This is a genomic window from Bradyrhizobium sp. CCBAU 25338 (genome assembly GCF_028128965.1).
Classification (GTDB): domain Bacteria; phylum Pseudomonadota; class Alphaproteobacteria; order Rhizobiales; family Xanthobacteraceae; genus Bradyrhizobium; species Bradyrhizobium liaoningense.
Window position 1 is genome coordinate 182,286 of the sequence record NZ_LFKY01000002.1, and the last position, 17,878, is coordinate 200,163.

The following is a 17,878-nucleotide window of genomic DNA, read 5'->3' on the forward strand; positions in this document are numbered from 1 at the left end:
TAAGGCTCGCTGATAGCGTGCGGCTAAGTCGCGGGCCCAAAGATCGCCAGTGCCCTTCTCAATCCCCCTTGAGCTCCGTCCAAGTCATCCTTGCAGAAATGATGCCATCGAAGCTGCAGGCGTTATTACGTTGTTATCTGATCCCCCTTGTCGGCTAGAGAAGAACAGTAACACGAACACGAATGTGTAAAATCAAACACAGACTAGGAGTCGGCAGTAGCGGCAGGCCGAGCGAATAACGTTAGGCAGCGGTCATCTCCCCGCAACCGTGATTCCTCGAGAAATATGAACTTGCTTCGGACGCGAATGCGAGGGCATACAAGCACACGCGACCTCGCACATTTGCGCCACAGCACGCGGCTTCAAGTGGCAGGTAGTTGCCAGAACCACTGAGCTGGATGTCGCTGCGGTCTCGTGGACATTTGTTCGAAGGACATCCCAGGTGTGTTTGATGCAACCTTGGCTGAATTGCTTCAATCCTGTCGCGGGCGCTACTCTTGCCGCGGGCGACGCAGAAGCGTTTCCACCAGAATGCCATGGACCGCCCCAGGAACATATCTCCTTGAGAAAGCTGAACCCGAGCGCCTTTGCCCGTAAACTCGCTAACGAGGTGACGATTGGTTATGTTCGTGTCTCTCACGCTGGGGCACTGTCAGTTTTCGCCTGCTGCAAGACTGCTGCAATGGTTCGACCTGCGCAGCTCCGGAACATTCCCGACCGAAAAACGAAATGGAGAGAGGCTGGTGAGAATTGGAATGCCTTCGTCAACTCGGTACTCAACGACGATGCGCTGAAGCAATGGACCCAGGAGCAATTCCTGGCGAGCGTCTTCGGGCCAACGCAAGACTGAAAATACCCCGGAAGTACTGGAAGAATGCCAATCCAGAATGAAATTTCGTGAGACCAGCCAGCGCGACGATTAGAAGGGCAACTTAATAAAGCGCGCCGTGGCTCAGGCCGCGGCGGAATTTTTGGCCTGAAACCGACACAGGAAGTCCGCCGCCCGCTGGGCATTGGACGAGGTCTTGAAGATCGCGCGTTTGTCGTTCTTCGGCACCTTGATCTAAGAGGGCATATGGGAAATGTGCCCCTCCCTCACACCTCCGGTGTCAGGCCGAGACGATCGGCGGACAGGAAGGCCGCGCCAAGCTCTGCGACTACCCCTTCCATGGCATAGCCTTCATCGCCGAAGCGCTTGCGGCCGAACTCGCGATTCAGATGGCTCTCGTGGCGGTATGTAGTGTCCAACGCTAGTCATTGCGCGCGTCGCGGCAGAAGTGGAAGTACGTGGTCCTCACCTTTTCAGGTCGTGCCCCCCCAGCCCGGCAACCGCAGTGTTCTCCCTGGGCGCTGGTCTGTCCGTATCCTCAGATGCAACGATGACGAACAAGATTGACGCTTATTATCCGGTTTCCGACTTGCAGAAGGCAACGTGCTCTGATGAGTCGCGCCCGAATGGCGCATTCCTGCGCAGAGCGATTGAAGCTTTCGGAGTGGCTATTCACTGCTATCAGCGCCTCCATGACGAACACCGTCAATTTCAAGACGACTACGATATGCAGTGAAGGATTCAATCTTGCAGCGCCAGGTAAACTTTGTGATCAACACCAATGCCACAGCCGCTCCGAGCTGGACATTCACCAGAGTTACCGTCAACCCTAGCGGCAACTTCCTGAGCTTGGATCGCACGAGGACAAACGATCTGACGATTACGCTGGGACCAGCCGTTCCGGGCGTCGTGGAAGCGACAAGAAATGGTCGGAGAATTGCGGCGGCAAGCCGCGTGCCTGACAGGCGCGCCGCTGACCTGCATCTCTCTGCTCAGATCGCGAACGGCATCGAAACCGGAGTGAGAAACGCACTAATCGCCAGCTTGGGATATTTTCGAAATGGCCAAAGCACGGAAACCTAAATCTCGTCCTGTCGTCCCGGAGGGCTTCAACCGGGCTAGGACGCTGACTGAACCCGAGGCTCATGCGTTGGTTGCGCGCACAGCCGCATCGATGGGCTCTCCCCATACATCTGTGTCCCGGCCGGTCCTCCGCCCGCACCCTGCCTACGATATCGTCGCGCCCCGAAAACCGGCGCGTATAGCATCCCTCTCTTTGGCGAAGTTATCGATTGTGCGGTCTGGCGAGCTGGCGGGATAGGCGCTGCCGCCGTACCTTAAGACTATGTCCGCGCCAACGAATTCTCGGCGTTGCCTCCCTCGCAAGTCATTTTGCGCGCACCTGACCATAAGTGCGCAGCTCCCAAGTCCAACGGACGAAATGAAGCTATTTGGTCTTCCAGGAAAGCTAGGAATAGCTGCTTCACCTAGCAAGCTGTTGAAAAAGGTGCTCGCCGCCGACCAGCGACCGTGATTCATTGGCTCCGACGAGATTCGGAGATGATGCGTGCGCGGCGGCGACAATCGAACGGGCGAGCTGTTCAGCTACGTCGACCTGGAGGCGCGGGTGCGGCGTGACCATCCGCTGCGAGCGATCCGGACGATCGTGAACGAGGCGCTGTCGACGCTAGAGCGGGAGTTTACAGCCCTCTATTCGCCGATTGGGCGGCCGTCGATCCCGCCGGAGAAGCTGCTGCGGGCGATGTTGTTGCAGGCGTTGTATTTGATCCGCTCGGAGCGGCTTCTGATGGAGCGGCTGGAATACGACCTGCTGTTCCGCTGGTTCGTCGGAATTGGCGTCGACGACGCAGCCTGGGATCATTCGGTGTTCTCGAAGAACCGCGACCGGTTGCTGGAAGGCGACATCGCTGCCAAGTTCCTGGCGGCGGTGCTGGCGCAGCCCAAGGTGAAGAAGTTGCTGTCGAGCGATCATTTCTCGGTCGATGGCACGCTGATCAAGGCCTGGGCCTCGATGAAGAGCGTGAAGCCGAAGGATCGCTCTGGCGAGCCGCCGGCGCAAGGCGGCGGGCGCAATGCCGAAGCGGACTTCCACGGCCAGAAATGTTCTAACGACACCCATGCTTCGACCACCGATCCGGATGCCAGTCTCTGCCGCAAGGGAAAGGGCAAGGAGACGAAGCTGTGCTTCATCGGGCATGGGCTGATGGAGAACCGCCACGGCCTGCTGGTCGACGCCTGTCTGACGCGGGCCGACGGGCATGCCGAACGGGTGGCCGCGCTGCACATGATCGAACCCCGTGCCGACCGGCCAACAGCGATCACGCTTGGCGCCGATAAAGCCTACGACGCAGAAGACTTCGTCAACGAGCTGCGCTCGATGAACGTGACGCCGCATGTTGCGCAGAACACCAGCGGCCGCAGCTCTGCGATTGACGGGCGAACGACCCGGCACGGCGGCTATGCCGTCAGCCAGCGCATCCGCAAGCGCATCGAGGAGGCATTCGGCTGGATCAAGACGGTCGCCGGACAAGAGAAGACCCGATTCCGTGGCCGTGAACGCGTCGGATGGGCCTTTACCTTCGCTGCCGCCGCCTACAATCTGGTGCGGCTGCCCAAGCTGATCGCGGAGGCCGGCTGATGACCAAGGTGCCCGGCTATGCCAAGGCCTTTGCTGGCCGCTGGCGCATCGTCGAAATGGACAACTGGGACAGCGACTTCCTCGACCTCGTCGAACAGGCGCATCTCACCTTCAAGGGCAAGTCCGACGGTGAAATTGCCTTCGGTGCGCTGAAAGGCTTCCTCGATATCCGCTACGGCGCGCGAGACGGTTCGGCCTGCGCGGAGTTCTCATGGGAGGGGCACGATGAGAATGACCCCGCCTGCGGTCGCGGATGGGCTATGATCGGCACTGTGGGCAGGCTCGTCGGCCACTTCTACATACACAATGGCGACGATTCAGCCTTCGTTTGCGAACGCGGCTGAGTTCTTCAACAGCCTGCTAGGTCGCCGCGCGGCGCTGCATTCACTGATGACATCTGGCTAGGAAGATATCGCTCTTGATCGAACAGCTGGAGCTTAGCTTGGCTGCGCGAACCTTTCGTATAACTCGACAGTCTGAGCGAGTGTGGAGCGGAGGGGAGAATGTCGGATTGGTTGAAGTATTGGGCGATGATCGCGCTTAAAGCCGTTGACGCCCCTGTTGGCTTTAATCGTGGCGTGAGCCCACTTACCAGCGCGAAAACAACCGCTGAAGCGATAGCTCGCGTTTGACGATCCGGATCTTGCGGCAGCCGACAAGTTCCGCCTTGAGCAGTCAACGTACAACAAAGAGGTACAAACTCTCATTCAGCAAGTCATGAACGATTCCAGCAGAATCGCAGCAGCGTCATGAAAGGCGGCTAAAGTTAATCACCATCTTAGGTGAGCTTCGAGCTTCTGCAACGCAGCCAGTCTTCCTCAATTCACGGAGCGAAGGCCGCCGCAAGATCTCAGTCAGCAACACTTGTCTCCACATCTCTTCTTCGGATAGTTGCAGGCGTCGCCGCTAAAATCGGGACCGAATGCCTCCCATGTAGTGCCTGTAAACCTCATCATCCGAGCTCCCCTTATCGGCGATAAGTCACTCTTGCTTGTATTTAGAGTCTAGCGGTATCCCTCGATCGGGTACAGCGGGAGATCAATGCTCAAATTGAGAGGCCTCAACTTAAGAAAACCATTCGAGCACAGTCGTCAAAGCCTACGGAGATGGCGCTGCTCTGGTGCAGCAATCAAGACGCCAACGGTTACACGTCGGAGCGCAAAGACTTTATCCTGGCCGCCATCGTACCCATGGCAGGAGAAGAATTGGCTGACGCGGAAGGTAGGCCATTTTAGCCGCAACCCTTTACTTGTCATCCCTGCCACTGCGTTTGTCGAGCAATGCTCGCCAGCGAAGGCGTATGAGGCGTCGCCCCAGCTTAACAAGTCGAATGGTTCGGCTGCGCAAATCGTCTGTTTTCCAGGCGCGCTCGGCAAGACGATGACTTCCAAACAGGCCTTGCGCGATTTGGCGATAGCTATTTCCTTCCTGCCATCCATCCACTGCCCGCAACGCCAGGATCAGCCGACGCCGCTTCAAAGCAGGCAAAGCAAGTGGCGGCTCGCCAAGCGCCCGACGCTCAAGGGCAAGCCAAAATCGACGTGCGGCTCCCAGCCGAAGCTCGAAATCGGCATCGAGCGGCAGATCAACGACGACAGCATATCCGCTCGCCGGAAGCTCTCTTAGCCAAAGGCGATGCTTCGTGCCCCCGAGCGGCACGATCGCATGCCATCCATCCGGCGCACGACGAAGCTCGCTGCCCGGCAGATTGTCGAAATCGAGCTGACAGCTTTCAGGCGCAATGCAATTGGCCGCCCGCACAGCTAGTACGGTCGGCAGCACCTCGGGTGCCCAAAAGACTGAATGCTCGTTGAAAGTCCTTTGCGGATCAGCAGGAAAACGAGAGCCCCCACTTGCGTCGGAACTGGCCCGCCGCTGCGCTTGAACGTTCGCGGCGAGATAGCCGCTGATAATCCTCTTGGTAGTCGCGATCCCGGCGCAGCCACTCCCAGGCCAGGTCGGCAGCATCCGGCTTCTTCAGACCGCTGTACGCTTCCTCATTTCTCCAGTCAGTATCCGGCATCGTACCTTTCCCGCACAATCTTCAGACGCGGCGAAATGCATCCGATGATTGTGGCTCTTTCCGGTGCTTGCTTATCGTGTACGCGCCTTGCACGCACTTAATCGATGGAATGATCAACTTTTGCGATCGCGACACATTCCCGCGCCCCTGACATCCGCGCTGATCATTGTTTTGGCCAACCGCTACGTAGCAGATCGCGATAGCCGTGGCCCGCTAGCCACTTGGCCCGCGTCAGATGACTTTCGAATGTGCGTCGCGCACGATCCGGTTCAGCGGTGGGATCAAGCCCAAGCACAATTCGCGCGATTTCGCGCCAATCTGCCTTGTCCGCGTCCGCATCAAGAAGTCGCATATAGGCAACAGCATGCTCCTTGTCATATGACGTGAGCTCGTCGACGCTGGGCGCCAATTCTGCGATCTTCGGCTCGGCTGGCACTGCCTGAAACTCCTACCCAACTGAAAAATCTAGCGAAATCAAAGCAACGATAACTACTTTGAGGTCGTTTTGGTACCTGCCCATTGGTCGTACGCCAACCTCCTTTTCGCGCTGAGATGGCAATCGCATATTGGCTCACATTGACCTGGTGGCTCTATCCAGCGCTTTCCCTTGTTCATCGCAATCCATACTGGAAGGGATTGCAGATGTGCCCTACAACTAGGTTGTCCTTTCCTGGCGGAAGGCATGGTGGTTCGTGGTGACAGGCCCGCTCGCACTCGTGAAAGGCAATAACCAGAACCAGCGAACTGAGAATATTCGTTTCCCTTCGAGCCACAGTTGAACATTCGTCCTACTAGTCGCGCTCCCGGGAAAACGCCGCAGGCAATCTCTGAGCGCGATTCCCTCTCTGCCGCTAATGGCAAGCTATTGCCCCACGAGAACGCTTGTGATGGTTTAACGAGAAGACGGCACGCGCTAGCTGCGTCTGCATCTCACCGTTCTGATTCCTCGAAGCAATTGGGGAGGACGGCCACTGCTCGTGCGAGCTTATCGTAATAGTCTGGCTATAACCAGTGGTTTCATAATCGTCGAAATAGCTGCCTCTGCGCATGAACGCTCGTGCGCTTGTCGCCTAGAATGTGCGCCGGATCGGCGTAGAGCGCGGCATTCCGCAAGAGCAATTGGCTTATTATGCCGGGATCGACCGCTCGTACCTGGGGCGCATTGAGCAGAAGAAAGACAACCCGACCATTGATCTTCTGGACCGTATCGCCGTGACCTTGGGTATTCACTTGTCCGAATTGTTCGCTGCGCCGGCCAGGGTGCGAAGCTCCCCAAGCCGATGCCTAGTCTAGAGGACGCAAACCAGCGCGCCCCTGTCGGAACAGGACATAATTATTGTCGGAGCCATGTTTCAGCTAAGGACGGGAGGGAGCGAGCCGGAGCGGCGCACGTGCTTTCTTCGATCTACAGTCGACGATTCCGCTCTCCTGCTCCAGCCGATGTCGTTCCAGCAGGGTCCACCTAGCGTCCCCGGGCAGCCCGTCGTAAGGCCGAGCATCTTAAAAATGAGGGCTTGCGCCGCTCCGAAGAGTCTCTTTGGAGCTGTGGTCGGTTTGTCGGCTGGGGTTCGCGTGATCGCAACGCCGAAACCAAGAGACGTCCGTAAGGGCATGGAGGGACTTGCTACCCTGGTGTGCGTAAGAGCATGAGACTCCGTCGTCCAGAGTTGTCGGTCGGAGGATAAAGCTGGCGTGCGGCTCGAGGAGGGGACCTTTCCGGTGGCCGAAGATCGGGAAGCCGTGGGGCCATGCAGGGGCGCATTTTAGGCACTCGCTGGAAAGGCTCGACTGGCCGTTTGTTTATGGGACCCGAAAGACGCCGGCACAATCGCGAGCGGGATAGTTTCAGCCGGCGCCGGGCGCTGTGAATCAAGGCCATCCGACGCGTCGCGAGATGGTGGCGAATATGGTCTGAATTGGGTGTGAGCTAGGCTGGGCCTGACTATCCCGATGCGATGAAGGGGATGCTGAGCGAGAGCCAACGCTAGCGTTAGATCATCAAAAATGCAGCGTCATCGGTTTGACCGGCGAGCAGAGACGATGCCTGAAGATCAATGCTGTTGGACCTGGAAGAAGCCTACCAGGTGGCAGCTGCGCCCGTTGGCCGGTCTGGCGCATAAGAAGGCCGGCTCCGCTCGACATCGCAGGGCCGCAACTTAGTGTTAGGTCTGCCGGCGTCTTATGAATCCGGGAGATGCGGAGAATGTCAGGCAGCCTTTGCGGCCCTTGATTTTGGCCGCTTCACGTGCCGTACGCGGGCGTCAATCGCAAGCTGGTCCATGGCCCAGTGAGGACTGCCGATTTTGCTGACAGGGTACGGCTCAGTCGCGCGATTGTCCCAGATCACGACGTCGCCTGATTTCCAGTTCCAGCACAGGGTGTTCTGCGGGGCGGTGAGATAGGATTGCAGCCGTTCAAACAGTCTTTGGCTGGGATAGCGCTGCAGGCCAACGAAGTCCTTCACGAAACGACCGAGCGATAGCATGCGTTCGCCGGTCTCGGGATGAACACGAACAATCGGATGTGTCGTTTCGTAGATCGTTCCAGTGGAGACGCCACACCAAGGCCGCTTGTTGGATTCGGTGGCGCTTCCTGTCGCAGTGAGATCAGATGCGACGAAGCTCACAGCCCACAGGTTATCTGCGAGCATCCGCAGGGGATCGGGAAGATCAAGATAAGCGGCCGCCTTGCTCGACCAAGCAACGTCGCCGCCAAAAGGCGGGACCGCTGCGAGCCGGAGCACCGAAATGCCTGTGGCTACCCGCTCATCGTTCATCTGGTTGCGATCACTGCAGGCGCGATCAGACAGCTCCTGCCGGATCGTTAAACCACCCATTGTGCCCGCCATTGTGGGATTCGGTATCAGCGAGCCGAGCCGGAGCACAAAACGCTGCTGCTGTGCATCGTCGAGATGTCCCTGATCACGGAAAAAGATGACCTTATGCTCTAGCAGAAGCCGGTTGAACGCGACGATGACATCGTCAGGCAAATCGTCCGACAGCGCAATGTTCTTGATTTCGGCACCAAGCCGGTCCGCGTGCTTGACGATGTCTGCTCGCGGAATGACATTTTCAACAGCGATTGTTCCACTCATGGCGGCGCCTCTTTCTGTCGATGTCTAAACAAGCTCAGTGGTGGTCGCGTCTGGCGACAAACCCGGCAGAACAAGCTTGATGCTATAGCCCCGAATTGTCTGAGCATGGGTCACCGCGCCGCTCAATTAAGCGGCTGAAATCTGAAGGACACTCGCATATGAGACTACCAGATCGATTTACAGGCTGATCAACAGTGCAGATCATAGACGCAATCCATGTCCCGTCCATGAAACGAAACCAGCCTTCTTTTTGAGCTCGCGCAACGTTCGCCTCGTCCCAGAACTCATGCTTGGAAAATCCTCGAACAACGACTGTGTCGTACCTCATTCATCCCGCAAGGCCTCATGCGCAGGATGAAGATTAGAACGGGTTCGCGGCATGCACCCGCGAAGCGGATAGGACCCACCGCCTCGAAAATGAAATCTACCTCAAGCTGTATAACATCTCTAAAACTACTTCAACGGGCTCCTAATCATATTTTTGCGACTTGGAGTTGTTCAATGCGCGACGTTTCATCAGCTGATCACTTACTGTCATGCCTTGGACTAGCGGGAGAAGCGCAAAATAAGAAAGCTGCAACTTCCGATGCAGCTTAAACAACGGACTTAATCCCTCGATTTTCAAAATTTGCACTCGGCGCGAATGCAGGTCGTCCCTGTGATGCCGTGTCTTTCATTCTACCCGGAGACGTAGATTTTCCTTACGGCGTGCATGCCGCTTTGGCTTCGCGGCCGTTGAGCACGCACATCGAAACGGAGCGCCCACGGCCAGGAATATCGCTCCGAAGGCGTCTTTGCGTTCTCCGACTGCAAGCCGCAAAATCCGGCTGCCTATCTTGCCTCACTATGAGGGACACGACACTGCAGGGCGGTCGGATTTCAGATCATAAGCCACGGATGTAGCTTCTTCATGATCGCTCTCTCTTGTCCTTGGCTTGAGATCGAGTGCTCGCCAAGACTAGGCGCGACGTCGACCTCACCGCGGGGCCACCCGCGCGCGAGGTTCGCGTGTGCAACATTCGGCTTTGCCTTCATCGCAATCGCAGCGATAAAGATGGATGCATAGCGACTCGCTCTTGCACATCACACCAGTTTTGGAGCCATCCCCTCGCCGGCCATGCAGGCTTAAATGCCGGCTCCGATGATCTCCTTGTCAGATCAAAGAGCACTTTCAATTCCTGGCTGAATGTGCCGGTCCGCTTGTCTGAGCTCAGCGAACTGGCGGAACATGACAAACAGCGCGATCATTCCGGCGCCCAGCTCAGCGATGGCTTGACTGGCCAACACTCCGCTAAAGCCCGATATGACAGGGAATAACAGTACGGCCGGTATGAAGAGATATCCATGCCTCGCGAAAGACACAACCGCGCTGAGGCGTGCTCTGCCGAGCGACTGAAGCATTGTCGTCACGAAACACTGAATACCGAAGAGTCCAAAAAACAGATGAAAGATGATGCAGGTCGAGACGGCAATTTCGGTGACCTTATCGCTATCGCTGAACAACCTGACCAACGGCCGGACAAAAAGCATAACGGCTGTGGAATACGCAAAGGAAAGCGCAACCGTGATGGATAGCATGAACTTCGCGACCCTCAGTACACGGGCAAGGTCGCGGGCGCCCCAACCAAACCCCAGGACAGCTTGAGAGCCGATACAAAAACCCGTGATAGGCAGCGCCCCGATTGTCAGGATTCTTACAGCTATTCCCACCGCCGCGACGAACTCGTCACCGAATCGGGCAGCGGCTCCGTACAAGAACATACCGGCAAGAGCAGATAAGATACTTGTCGCGGTCGCCGGCGCCCCAATGAACGCGAGCTCTCTGATGCGATCTACCCGCAACGAGACCTGAGAGATTCTGACGAAGACAGTGCCCCACCCCTTGGTAAAATATCCGATGTAGAGGCTTATCGCAGCGATCTGAGATAGGAGCGTTGCTAGGGCCGCGCCTCGCACGCCCAAGTCCAGCAAGAATATAAAAATGGGATCAAGCAAGGCGTTCAATATGAAAGCGCTCAGCATCGTCCACATACTGAATCGTGTGTTGCCTTCAGCTCTTGCGATGAAGCCGCTGACAATATTTAGGAGCATCAAAGTGGACCCCGGCAAAAGGATCGTGGCGTAGTCGAGCGCGATGGGAAGGATGGTTGGAGTTGCCCCGAGTACGACGAAGATGCCTCGTAGGCCCAGAAGCAGTCCGACCGTCATGATCACTCCGATCGGAGCGGCGAGCGCGAGTGCCGTACTCGCACCTCGACTAGCCTCCAACTCATTACCAGCACCAAGATGACGAGATATGAAGGATGCAGTACCCACACCGATCCCCTCTCCCGCCGCCGCGAGCAGGATAATGATCGGCATAGTCATGCTCACGGCTGCGATCGCCTGCGCACCAAGTGAGCCAACAAAGATAGCATTGAGGAGCTGCTGTAACGCGCTGATCGACAACCCGATAACAGATGGAATGGCAATCCGAAGGAGAAGGCTCGGGAGCTTTTGATCCGATAGATCCACGTGCCGGCTTTTCTTCGGCATCGCATCGCGATCGCCTTTGACGACGAGCTTCGCATTCCGGTCATCCATGAATCACAACGTCCTCAGCGCTACGAATTCATTGATCGTCTGCAACAGCTCCTGTTGCAAGACCGTGCAAAGATGGCGTGTCACCTCATAGTCGACCATGCTCGGATCATACGTAGCGTCAATCTGTAGATCGCCCGATTGATATCCGACATCGAACCAGAAGAGGTGGATCGCCGCCGCTTGATGCATGTGTTCGCCGATCCAAAGTGGATAAGGGTCTGTGTCTAGAAAACGGCGTGGGAAATGGCGCTGCAAACGGGCGCGATAATTCACCCCAATTCTGGGCAGTGGCAGGCGATCGAGCCGACACCGCATGGCTGGATCTCGGTTTAGGAATTTCAGCGCCCGAAAGCCTATTCCCCCACGCGGCAGCGCATTGCGCTGCCGGTATATTAAACGAGCACGGTCGGAACGCGACTCTCTTCCTGTGATATTCAATGAAAGCGGAACGAGCTCGCTGATAAGGCCAATGATCTGAGATGAATCGAAATCGTCAAACAACCGACCTCGTGTCGAGGTCAGGCTATCAATCCAGAGCGAATAGTTGCCGAACAGGGCGCCAAACGCACCGGACAGGGCAGCAAGAAACACATCAAAGTCCTGACAATGCGCTGATCTGGCTCCAATACTGAGCAGACCCGCTGTTGCTTCCCCGTCGATCTCAAGATGGTACCTGGCCTGATCTAGCGAACGGCCGTTCGCAGCCTCCCGACGACCTCCGGCACTTGCATCGTGAAGCTCTCTCGCGCTTCCTTCTGCAACACTCGTGCCGCGCGATGACGCGTCGCTCACACGCAAGTTAAATTGGTCGTAGTCGATGTCCTCCCAGTGCTTGAGTTCGTCTGGTGCTTCGCTGTTCGCGTAGTGCTCGAGGCGCTTCAACCAGGGAGAGAGCCTTTGTACGGTCTCGGGACCATTCACATCGTGGCCTGCAGCAAGAGCTTGGTATGCGCCCTCCAATGCTTCCAGAAATAGCCGATAGCCCATCCCATCCGCTACGAAATGATGCATCAGCACCAGCAGATAGTAATCGCCGCTTTCCGAAGTACGGAAGGCCACGACGTGAACAAGAGGCGTGTGGCCGTCAAACCGAAACATGTGTTGACGTCTTGCCGAGACGCTCTCGATTGTCCTGCGCTGGTCTGGGCCGGTCATCCGGACGAGATCGATCTCCTCCACGATACGCTCGGCCGGACAAGGCCCAATCCTCAGCCGTAGTCCATCTTGGGTTCGGGCAACGCGGAGCCTGAGGCCTTCGTGCCTCTCGATGATATGGGCGAGAGCGCGGTCCAGGATCTTGATGTTCAGGATGCCGCCGCGCAAGAAGAACAGATCGCCGATGTTAAAATGCTCGTCAAAGCCGACAAGAGAATTCCAAAACGATATTACGGGGGGCACAGGCAGTAAGCCGTCAGCGGAAGCCACGTTGTGGGGTGCCGCCTCCGCTTCCCCGGCCGCCAACTCCCTGATGGTCGGTGTTCGATAAAGCTGGTTGACGGTGAGATTCAGCCCGGCTTTGCGCGCCAGCGTGACGCAACGTACGCTTAGAAGAGAATCGCCGCCGATATCAAAGAAACTGCTGTCGATTCCCACCCCCTTGGCGCCTAATAGATCCTCCCAGATCCGAGCAAGAACTCGCTCGTTTTTGGTGCGGGGCTCAGCAGATGGACTAGTTTCTATCTCGCGGTAAGGAACGGAGGAAAGGCGAGCACGGTCTATCTTTCCGCTTGTCGTCAGAGGAACACTGTCAACCAACCTGAAGGCTGTGGGAACCATGGGAGATGGCAATCTGTTGCGCACGTAGGCGAGGATCTCTCCAGTGCTTAGATTCTCCCGAGCGGGCACCACGCTCGCCGTCAAGCGGCGATCCTCATCGATGCCTTCTGCGAAGACCGCGGCCTTTGCGATTGCCGGATGAGACTCAAGGGCAACTTCGACCTCCTCCGGCTCGATGCGAAAGCCCCTTACCTTGATCTGGTTGTCCGATCGGCCGCAAATCTCGAGAAGGCCGCTGGTTGAGATGCGTGCGATGTCCCCACTTCGATAAAGCACGTTATATTGTCCGCCATCATACGGATTCGGCACGAAACAGCGGTCAGTCCGATCTTGATCCCGCCAGTACCCAGCGCTGAGACAGCGGCCTGCGATGCACAGTTCGCCGGGGGCTCCAACAGGCACTCTCTTCAATCGAGAATCGAGGACGTAGAGTTTGACGTTGTCGATTGGCCGCCCCACCGGGACAAGCGCGGAGTTGTCATCGGCATCCGCTGTTTCGTGCACGGCTGCATTGGACGCACATTCCGTCGCACCATAGAAGTTCCACAAGGGCACACCCGGAAAAGACCCGCGCCAGCGCGCGGGCAGTGAGGAAGGCATCGGTTCGGCGCTGCTTGTGACCAATCTCAAGGCGGTCCTTTGCGGTTGCCGTTCCTGGGCCCCGATGATACCGGACAGGAGTGGCGGAGAGGCAAAAAAGCGTGTCACACGATGTTTTGCCAAACTGCACAACAAGAGATCTGGATCTAGCACCTGCCCTAGGGTGAGGATCAGCGTGGGCACACCTCTCAGAAGCCCACCAAAATACTCCCAAGCGGACGCAACAAGGGAAGCGGACTTCTGGACAACCATCACGTCGGTACTATCGAAGGGAAAGCGTCGCCACATCCAGTTCAGCCGATTGAGAATGGCCGATTCCGGAATAAGAACCCCCTTCGCCCGCCCTGTTGAGGACGACGTGTATATAAGGCTCGCAACTTGGTGATCTGAGGGTGAGTCGCTGGATTCGAAATCATCCGTCAGCGCCCTGCACCTGTCTAACGTCAATAGACAAATCGAAGGTATGTCAAAGCCAGTCTCCGTGGTATTTGCGTGAACCAACACCTTTGCCTGACTATCTCGCAGGATATGTTGGATCCGATCAGGCGGATAATCCGGCGGTATCGGCACGACAATAGAATGCAAAGCTCGCGCCGCCAGCATAGCAGCGGCAACGTCAGGCGACCGGTCGACCAGCATGGCGACCATATCGCCAGCACCCACGTCCAAATCCCGCAGGAAGGACCTGATAGCTGCTACGCGCTCACGCAGCTGGCCGAATGTGACCTCCCCGAACTCGCCTAAATATGCTACCTTGCTGTGATTGGAGACACTGATCTGCTCGAAGGCTTCAACAAGCAGACATTCAGACTCATATGGCTGCCTGGACCCCTGCAGCGAGTTCAGTAGGGTGACGTCTGACGCGCCGAGGCAGCTCAGCTCCTCAATAGGCGCAAGCGGTTTGTCAACGCAGGCGGCAATCAGACAGCGCAGATTATTGGCCATGCGAACAACTAGATCACTCGAAAATATGTCTTCCGCATACGCCAGCTGGAGCGCAATTTCATCGCCGTGATCTTGCGCGTACAATGTTAGGTCGAATTTGACATAGCCTGTGTCGTACTCGCGGAATGTCAGAGCCAACTCGTCCCGACCAGCGGGTTCGGCGGCCTCGGAGTACATGTTGAACATGACCTGGAAGATCGGTGATCGACCCGGTTCGCGACATAACCTTGTGTCCCTGACCATCCATCCGAATGGATAGGCCGAATTTGCGATGGCATCGCTGACCAGGTCCTGGATGCGGGTGGCATGAGCAGCAAAGGATTGACCGGCATCGATCACGGCACGGATCGGCAGCATATTCAGGAAAAAGCCGATGATGTCGGCGCTGCCAGGTTGATCCCGTACAGCGTGTGGCATGCCGACGACAATATCGTCCTGACCGCTATACATTCGTAGCAGCAGCTGGAAGCACGCCAGCAGTGTTGTCGACGTGGTGCAGCTATTCTGGCGCGCGAATTCTCTTACCCGACTGGATAGATCGCCGCCAAGCAGTACTGGATGCGAGCCGCCGCGATATGAATTGGTTTGCGGGCGAGCCCTCCCAAGCGAAAGCACCGGTGGATCATCACCAATCTGACGGCGCCAATAGTGACGTTGGCTCTCCAGCGCCTCTGGCGGAACGTGTTGTGCTTCCCACACCGCGTAGCTCTAGAGTGACGCACGGTTCTCTGGGCAAAACGCCACGGAATCTAGGTATCTTTGCTGAAGATCTCTGAGCAGCACAGAGATGGACCAGGCATCGACGATGATTTCATGAGCGGTGATCAATATTAGATGGTTGTCGGGACCAAGCCGGACCATGCGCGCGCGAAACAAGTGGCCTTGCCGGAGATCAAAATTGTCGTTCAGCTCCGTTCGCCGAAGCTGTTCGATGAGCTCCTCAGCTTCCTGCGACGTGAGGTGAGATGCATCAGTCAATTCAAGACTGGTACATGGCGGAGCATCAAAACATTGAGCCGGACCGTCTTCGTCGATAAAGCGGGCCGAAAGTGCCTGGTGGGAATGAACGACATCGGTCCAGGCGCGATTCCACCGAGCTAGATCGATGCTTCCCCTAATTCGCAGGCCGCCTTGAATGATGTAGTTCCTGGCAGATGGATCGAGCTGGGAGAGAAACCATAGGTGCTCCTGAACTCGCGTCAGAGGCGATCGGCTGAGACTTCCGTACGTCAGGGCTGTGCAGGGCTTGGACTCGGCTGGAGCCGCGATCGAAGCGGCAAGAGACCGAATCGTCCCATTCAGGACCATCCTGAAATCCGCTTTCACTCCGAGCAGAGTCTGCAACTGTCCCAATATGAGCATTGCCCGCAGCGAGTCTCCGCCGAGGCTTATGAACTGGTCATTCACACCAATCTTCTCAATGCGCAAAATGGCGGACCAGATTTTACGCAGTCGGGCTTCGAGGTCTGTTTGCGGCTCCTCGAATGGCGTTGGCAATGGAGGACGAACACAGGTCGGGTCGGGCAATGCTCCAAAATCGACCTTTCCGTTCCTGGTCAGTGGAATACCGTCAACGTGGATGATTCTTTCTGGCAGCATGTAGCTGGGAAGCGTCTCGGCAAGGAAGTTCTGGAGCTCGCTTTCCGCCAGTTCAGCTGGAGCTGACACATACGCAATAATTCGCCGCGTTCCGGCTTCCGCCTCGCCTCGGGCTATATTTCGCGCCGTGAGCTTTACGCCTGCGCAGACGGAGGCGACTGCGGCAGCGCCATGCACCGAGGGATGAGCGGACAAACGAGCTTCGATTTCTCCCAGCTCGATTCTGTGCCCGCGAATTTTGACCTGACGATCCCGTCGACCGAGACATTCCAAAAGGCCGTCGGAACGAAGGCGCCCAAGATCACCTGTCCGGTATAGGCGCCGGAACGACGGATCGTTTGAGAACGGGTTTGGCCGAAAGGCATCCTTGGTGCGGACATCGTCATTGGCGTAACCGGCAGCGACACCAACGCCACTCACACAGATTTCGCCGACCTCCCCCACGTTGCACAGCCGCAGTCCGTCGGCGACGTAAACCTTAACGTTATGAATCGGTCTGCCGATCGGTACATAAAGCTCAGCCAGCGCAGGCGGCACGGAAACCAGATGATGCGTAACGCCGTCCGCGCACTCGGTCGGCCCGTAGTGATTGAGGATGGGGACGCGGGGATATAAGCCAAGCCACTCACGTGCCAATCCGGGTGTTAGCGGTTCTCCGACCGTAGAAATAATCCGCAAACCATCCAGAGCTCGCTCCGCCGGAGCAAGTGACTGCAGATACTCAACAAACACTGCGAGCATCGACGGAACGAATTGGATAACCGAAGCGCCGCTTCCTTGAATTGCTTGGAGGAGGCACAATGGCGATCTCAATGTTGCATCATCAATGATCGCGCTAGAGGCTCCGACGCAAAGCCCAGCCAGAAGCTGCCACAGCGAGATATCAAAGCAATGCGACGCCGTTTGAGCGACGCAATCCGTCCGAGTGAGACTTAGATCGTCGATCTTTGCCGCCAAATGATTGTTTAGGGCGCCGCGCTCAATCATTGCGCCCTTAGGCTGGCCCGTCGAACCAGACGTAAACAGAATGTAGGCGAGTCCACCCTCGCTCGGCGATGGCACCACAGACAAAGTCTGGCCCTGGCGCAGCGCCGCCGCTATCGCTATGAATTGCGTGGCGCCTTTGCTGCTCGCCTGCAATAGGCTCAGCGAAGCCGGCTGGTCTCGGCCAATCACCAGAGCGCAGCGGCTCTGCTCGATCATGAATGATGTACGAGAAGCCGGTAACGATGGATCGAGCGGCAGGTACGTTGATCCAGCTTTCAATATTGCGACGACCGCCGTCGCCCAGTCGAGGTCCCGCTCCCCCCAATAGCCGACAACCGCCCCTTGAGCGCTCTGCTCTCGTAAGGTCCTTGCAAGGGCATCCGATCTTAATCGTAGCGCCTCATATGTGAGTTCGTCTGCGCCGTACCTCAGCGCAACCCTCTCCGGATCCGATCCTGCAAGTCGATCGATCGCCGTGATCGCGTTGAGCGGTTCACGTTCCACAGACTGATTTTTGCCTGATTGATTTTCCGTAGGCACGCGCCCCGCCATTTGTCGCTTCTGCGGCGTTCAAATCAGAGCGCCAACGCTCCTGATCGAGGTGTGCATTGCGTAGCCACCCTGATTCCGCCGGTCATAACTGTTCGTCCGTATCTTGGCTTCTCGTTCTTTCATTTACTTCTGTTTCCTCGAGGATCGGCAGAGGAACGCGGGCGGACGGTAGGACCCCGAGTTCGCTTTCGCACCTACCGACTCTTGTAGCGAGGTCGAAGCCGAGCTCGC

13 protein-coding genes and 1 pseudogene are annotated in these 17,878 nt (G+C 57.1%); 6 read left to right on the forward strand and 8 right to left on the reverse strand.

Features of this window, described 5'->3' with window-relative positions:
• Window positions 1-451 precede the first annotated feature (451 nt).
• Complete coding sequence (locus ACM42_RS02365) at window positions 452-850, forward strand: hypothetical protein (RefSeq protein WP_245471679.1); 399 nt, start codon at window positions 452-454, stop codon at window positions 848-850.
• Between the two features lie 245 nt (window positions 851-1,095).
• Here ACM42_RS02365 and ACM42_RS38455 read toward each other — a convergent pair whose 3' ends face one another.
• The gene (locus ACM42_RS38455; protein ID WP_333920994.1) at window positions 1,096-1,248 is read right to left on the reverse strand and encodes a zincin-like metallopeptidase domain-containing protein; all 153 of its coding nucleotides are present in this window, start codon (window positions 1,246-1,248) and stop codon (window positions 1,096-1,098) included.
• 131 nt (window positions 1,249-1,379) lie between these two features.
• Between ACM42_RS38455 and ACM42_RS02375 the strand changes: the two genes are divergently transcribed.
• The 4 genes from ACM42_RS02375 (at window position 1,380) to ACM42_RS02390 (ending at window position 3,832) form a co-directional block, all read left to right on the forward strand.
• A complete protein-coding gene (locus tag ACM42_RS02375; protein ID WP_128948215.1) occupies window positions 1,380-1,565 on the forward strand; it encodes a hypothetical protein in 186 nt (61 codons plus the stop codon).
• An 11-nt stretch (window positions 1,566-1,576) separates the two neighbouring features.
• Window positions 1,577-1,912 (forward strand): hypothetical protein, encoded by a 336-nt coding sequence (locus tag ACM42_RS02380; RefSeq protein WP_271526490.1) that lies wholly within the window; start codon window positions 1,577-1,579, stop codon window positions 1,910-1,912.
• 484 nt (window positions 1,913-2,396) lie between these two features.
• Window positions 2,397-3,488 carry an IS5 family transposase gene (locus tag ACM42_RS02385; protein WP_271526491.1) on the forward strand — a complete coding sequence of 364 codons (1,092 nt, stop codon included), beginning with the start codon at window positions 2,397-2,399 and terminating at the stop codon, window positions 3,486-3,488.
• On the forward strand, window positions 3,488-3,832 hold the full coding sequence (locus ACM42_RS02390; protein WP_271526492.1) for a hypothetical protein: 345 nt from the start codon (window positions 3,488-3,490) through the stop codon (window positions 3,830-3,832). Before ACM42_RS02385 ends, ACM42_RS02390 begins: the two co-directional genes overlap by 1 nt.
• 901 nt (window positions 3,833-4,733) lie before the next feature.
• Here the strand turns inward: ACM42_RS02390 and ACM42_RS02395 are convergent.
• The 3 genes from ACM42_RS02395 to ACM42_RS02405 all read right to left on the reverse strand — a co-directional run bounded on the left by ACM42_RS02395 (window position 4,734) and on the right by ACM42_RS02405 (window position 5,947).
• Window positions 4,734-5,270, reverse strand: coding sequence for a DUF2285 domain-containing protein (locus tag ACM42_RS02395; RefSeq protein ID WP_271526493.1), 537 nt, complete (start codon window positions 5,268-5,270; stop codon window positions 4,734-4,736).
• 46 nt (window positions 5,271-5,316) lie between these two features.
• Window positions 5,317-5,511 (reverse strand): transcriptional regulator domain-containing protein, encoded by a 195-nt coding sequence (locus ACM42_RS02400; protein ID WP_271526494.1) that lies wholly within the window; start codon window positions 5,509-5,511, stop codon window positions 5,317-5,319.
• A 163-nt stretch (window positions 5,512-5,674) separates the two neighbouring features.
• Window positions 5,675-5,947: a DNA -binding domain-containing protein gene (locus ACM42_RS02405; RefSeq protein ID WP_271526495.1), complete on the reverse strand. Its 273-nt coding sequence runs from the start codon at window positions 5,945-5,947 to the stop codon at window positions 5,675-5,677.
• A 641-nt stretch (window positions 5,948-6,588) separates the two neighbouring features.
• On the opposite strand from ACM42_RS02405, the gene ACM42_RS02410 reads away from it, so the two are divergent.
• A complete protein-coding gene (locus ACM42_RS02410; RefSeq protein ID WP_271526496.1) occupies window positions 6,589-6,804 on the forward strand; it encodes a helix-turn-helix domain-containing protein in 216 nt (71 codons plus the stop codon).
• Between the two features lie 913 nt (window positions 6,805-7,717).
• On the opposite strand, the gene ACM42_RS02415 is transcribed toward ACM42_RS02410, so the two are convergent.
• The 4 genes and pseudogenes from ACM42_RS02415 to ACM42_RS02430 all read right to left on the reverse strand — a co-directional run.
• Complete coding sequence (locus tag ACM42_RS02415) at window positions 7,718-8,605, reverse strand: TauD/TfdA dioxygenase family protein (protein ID WP_271526497.1); 888 nt, start codon at window positions 8,603-8,605, stop codon at window positions 7,718-7,720.
• A gap of 1,158 nt (window positions 8,606-9,763) precedes the next feature.
• Window positions 9,764-11,188 carry an MATE family efflux transporter gene (locus tag ACM42_RS02420; protein WP_271526498.1) on the reverse strand — a complete coding sequence of 475 codons (1,425 nt, stop codon included), beginning with the start codon at window positions 11,186-11,188 and terminating at the stop codon, window positions 9,764-9,766.
• Between the two features lie 3 nt (window positions 11,189-11,191).
• Window positions 11,192-12,613 carry a condensation domain-containing protein gene (locus ACM42_RS02425; protein ID WP_271526933.1) on the reverse strand — a complete coding sequence of 474 codons (1,422 nt, stop codon included), beginning with the start codon at window positions 12,611-12,613 and terminating at the stop codon, window positions 11,192-11,194.
• A gap of 39 nt (window positions 12,614-12,652) precedes the next feature.
• Window positions 12,653-17,647: pseudogene (locus ACM42_RS02430) on the reverse strand (amino acid adenylation domain-containing protein); the annotation flags it as partial.
• Window positions 17,648-17,878 lie beyond the last annotated feature (231 nt).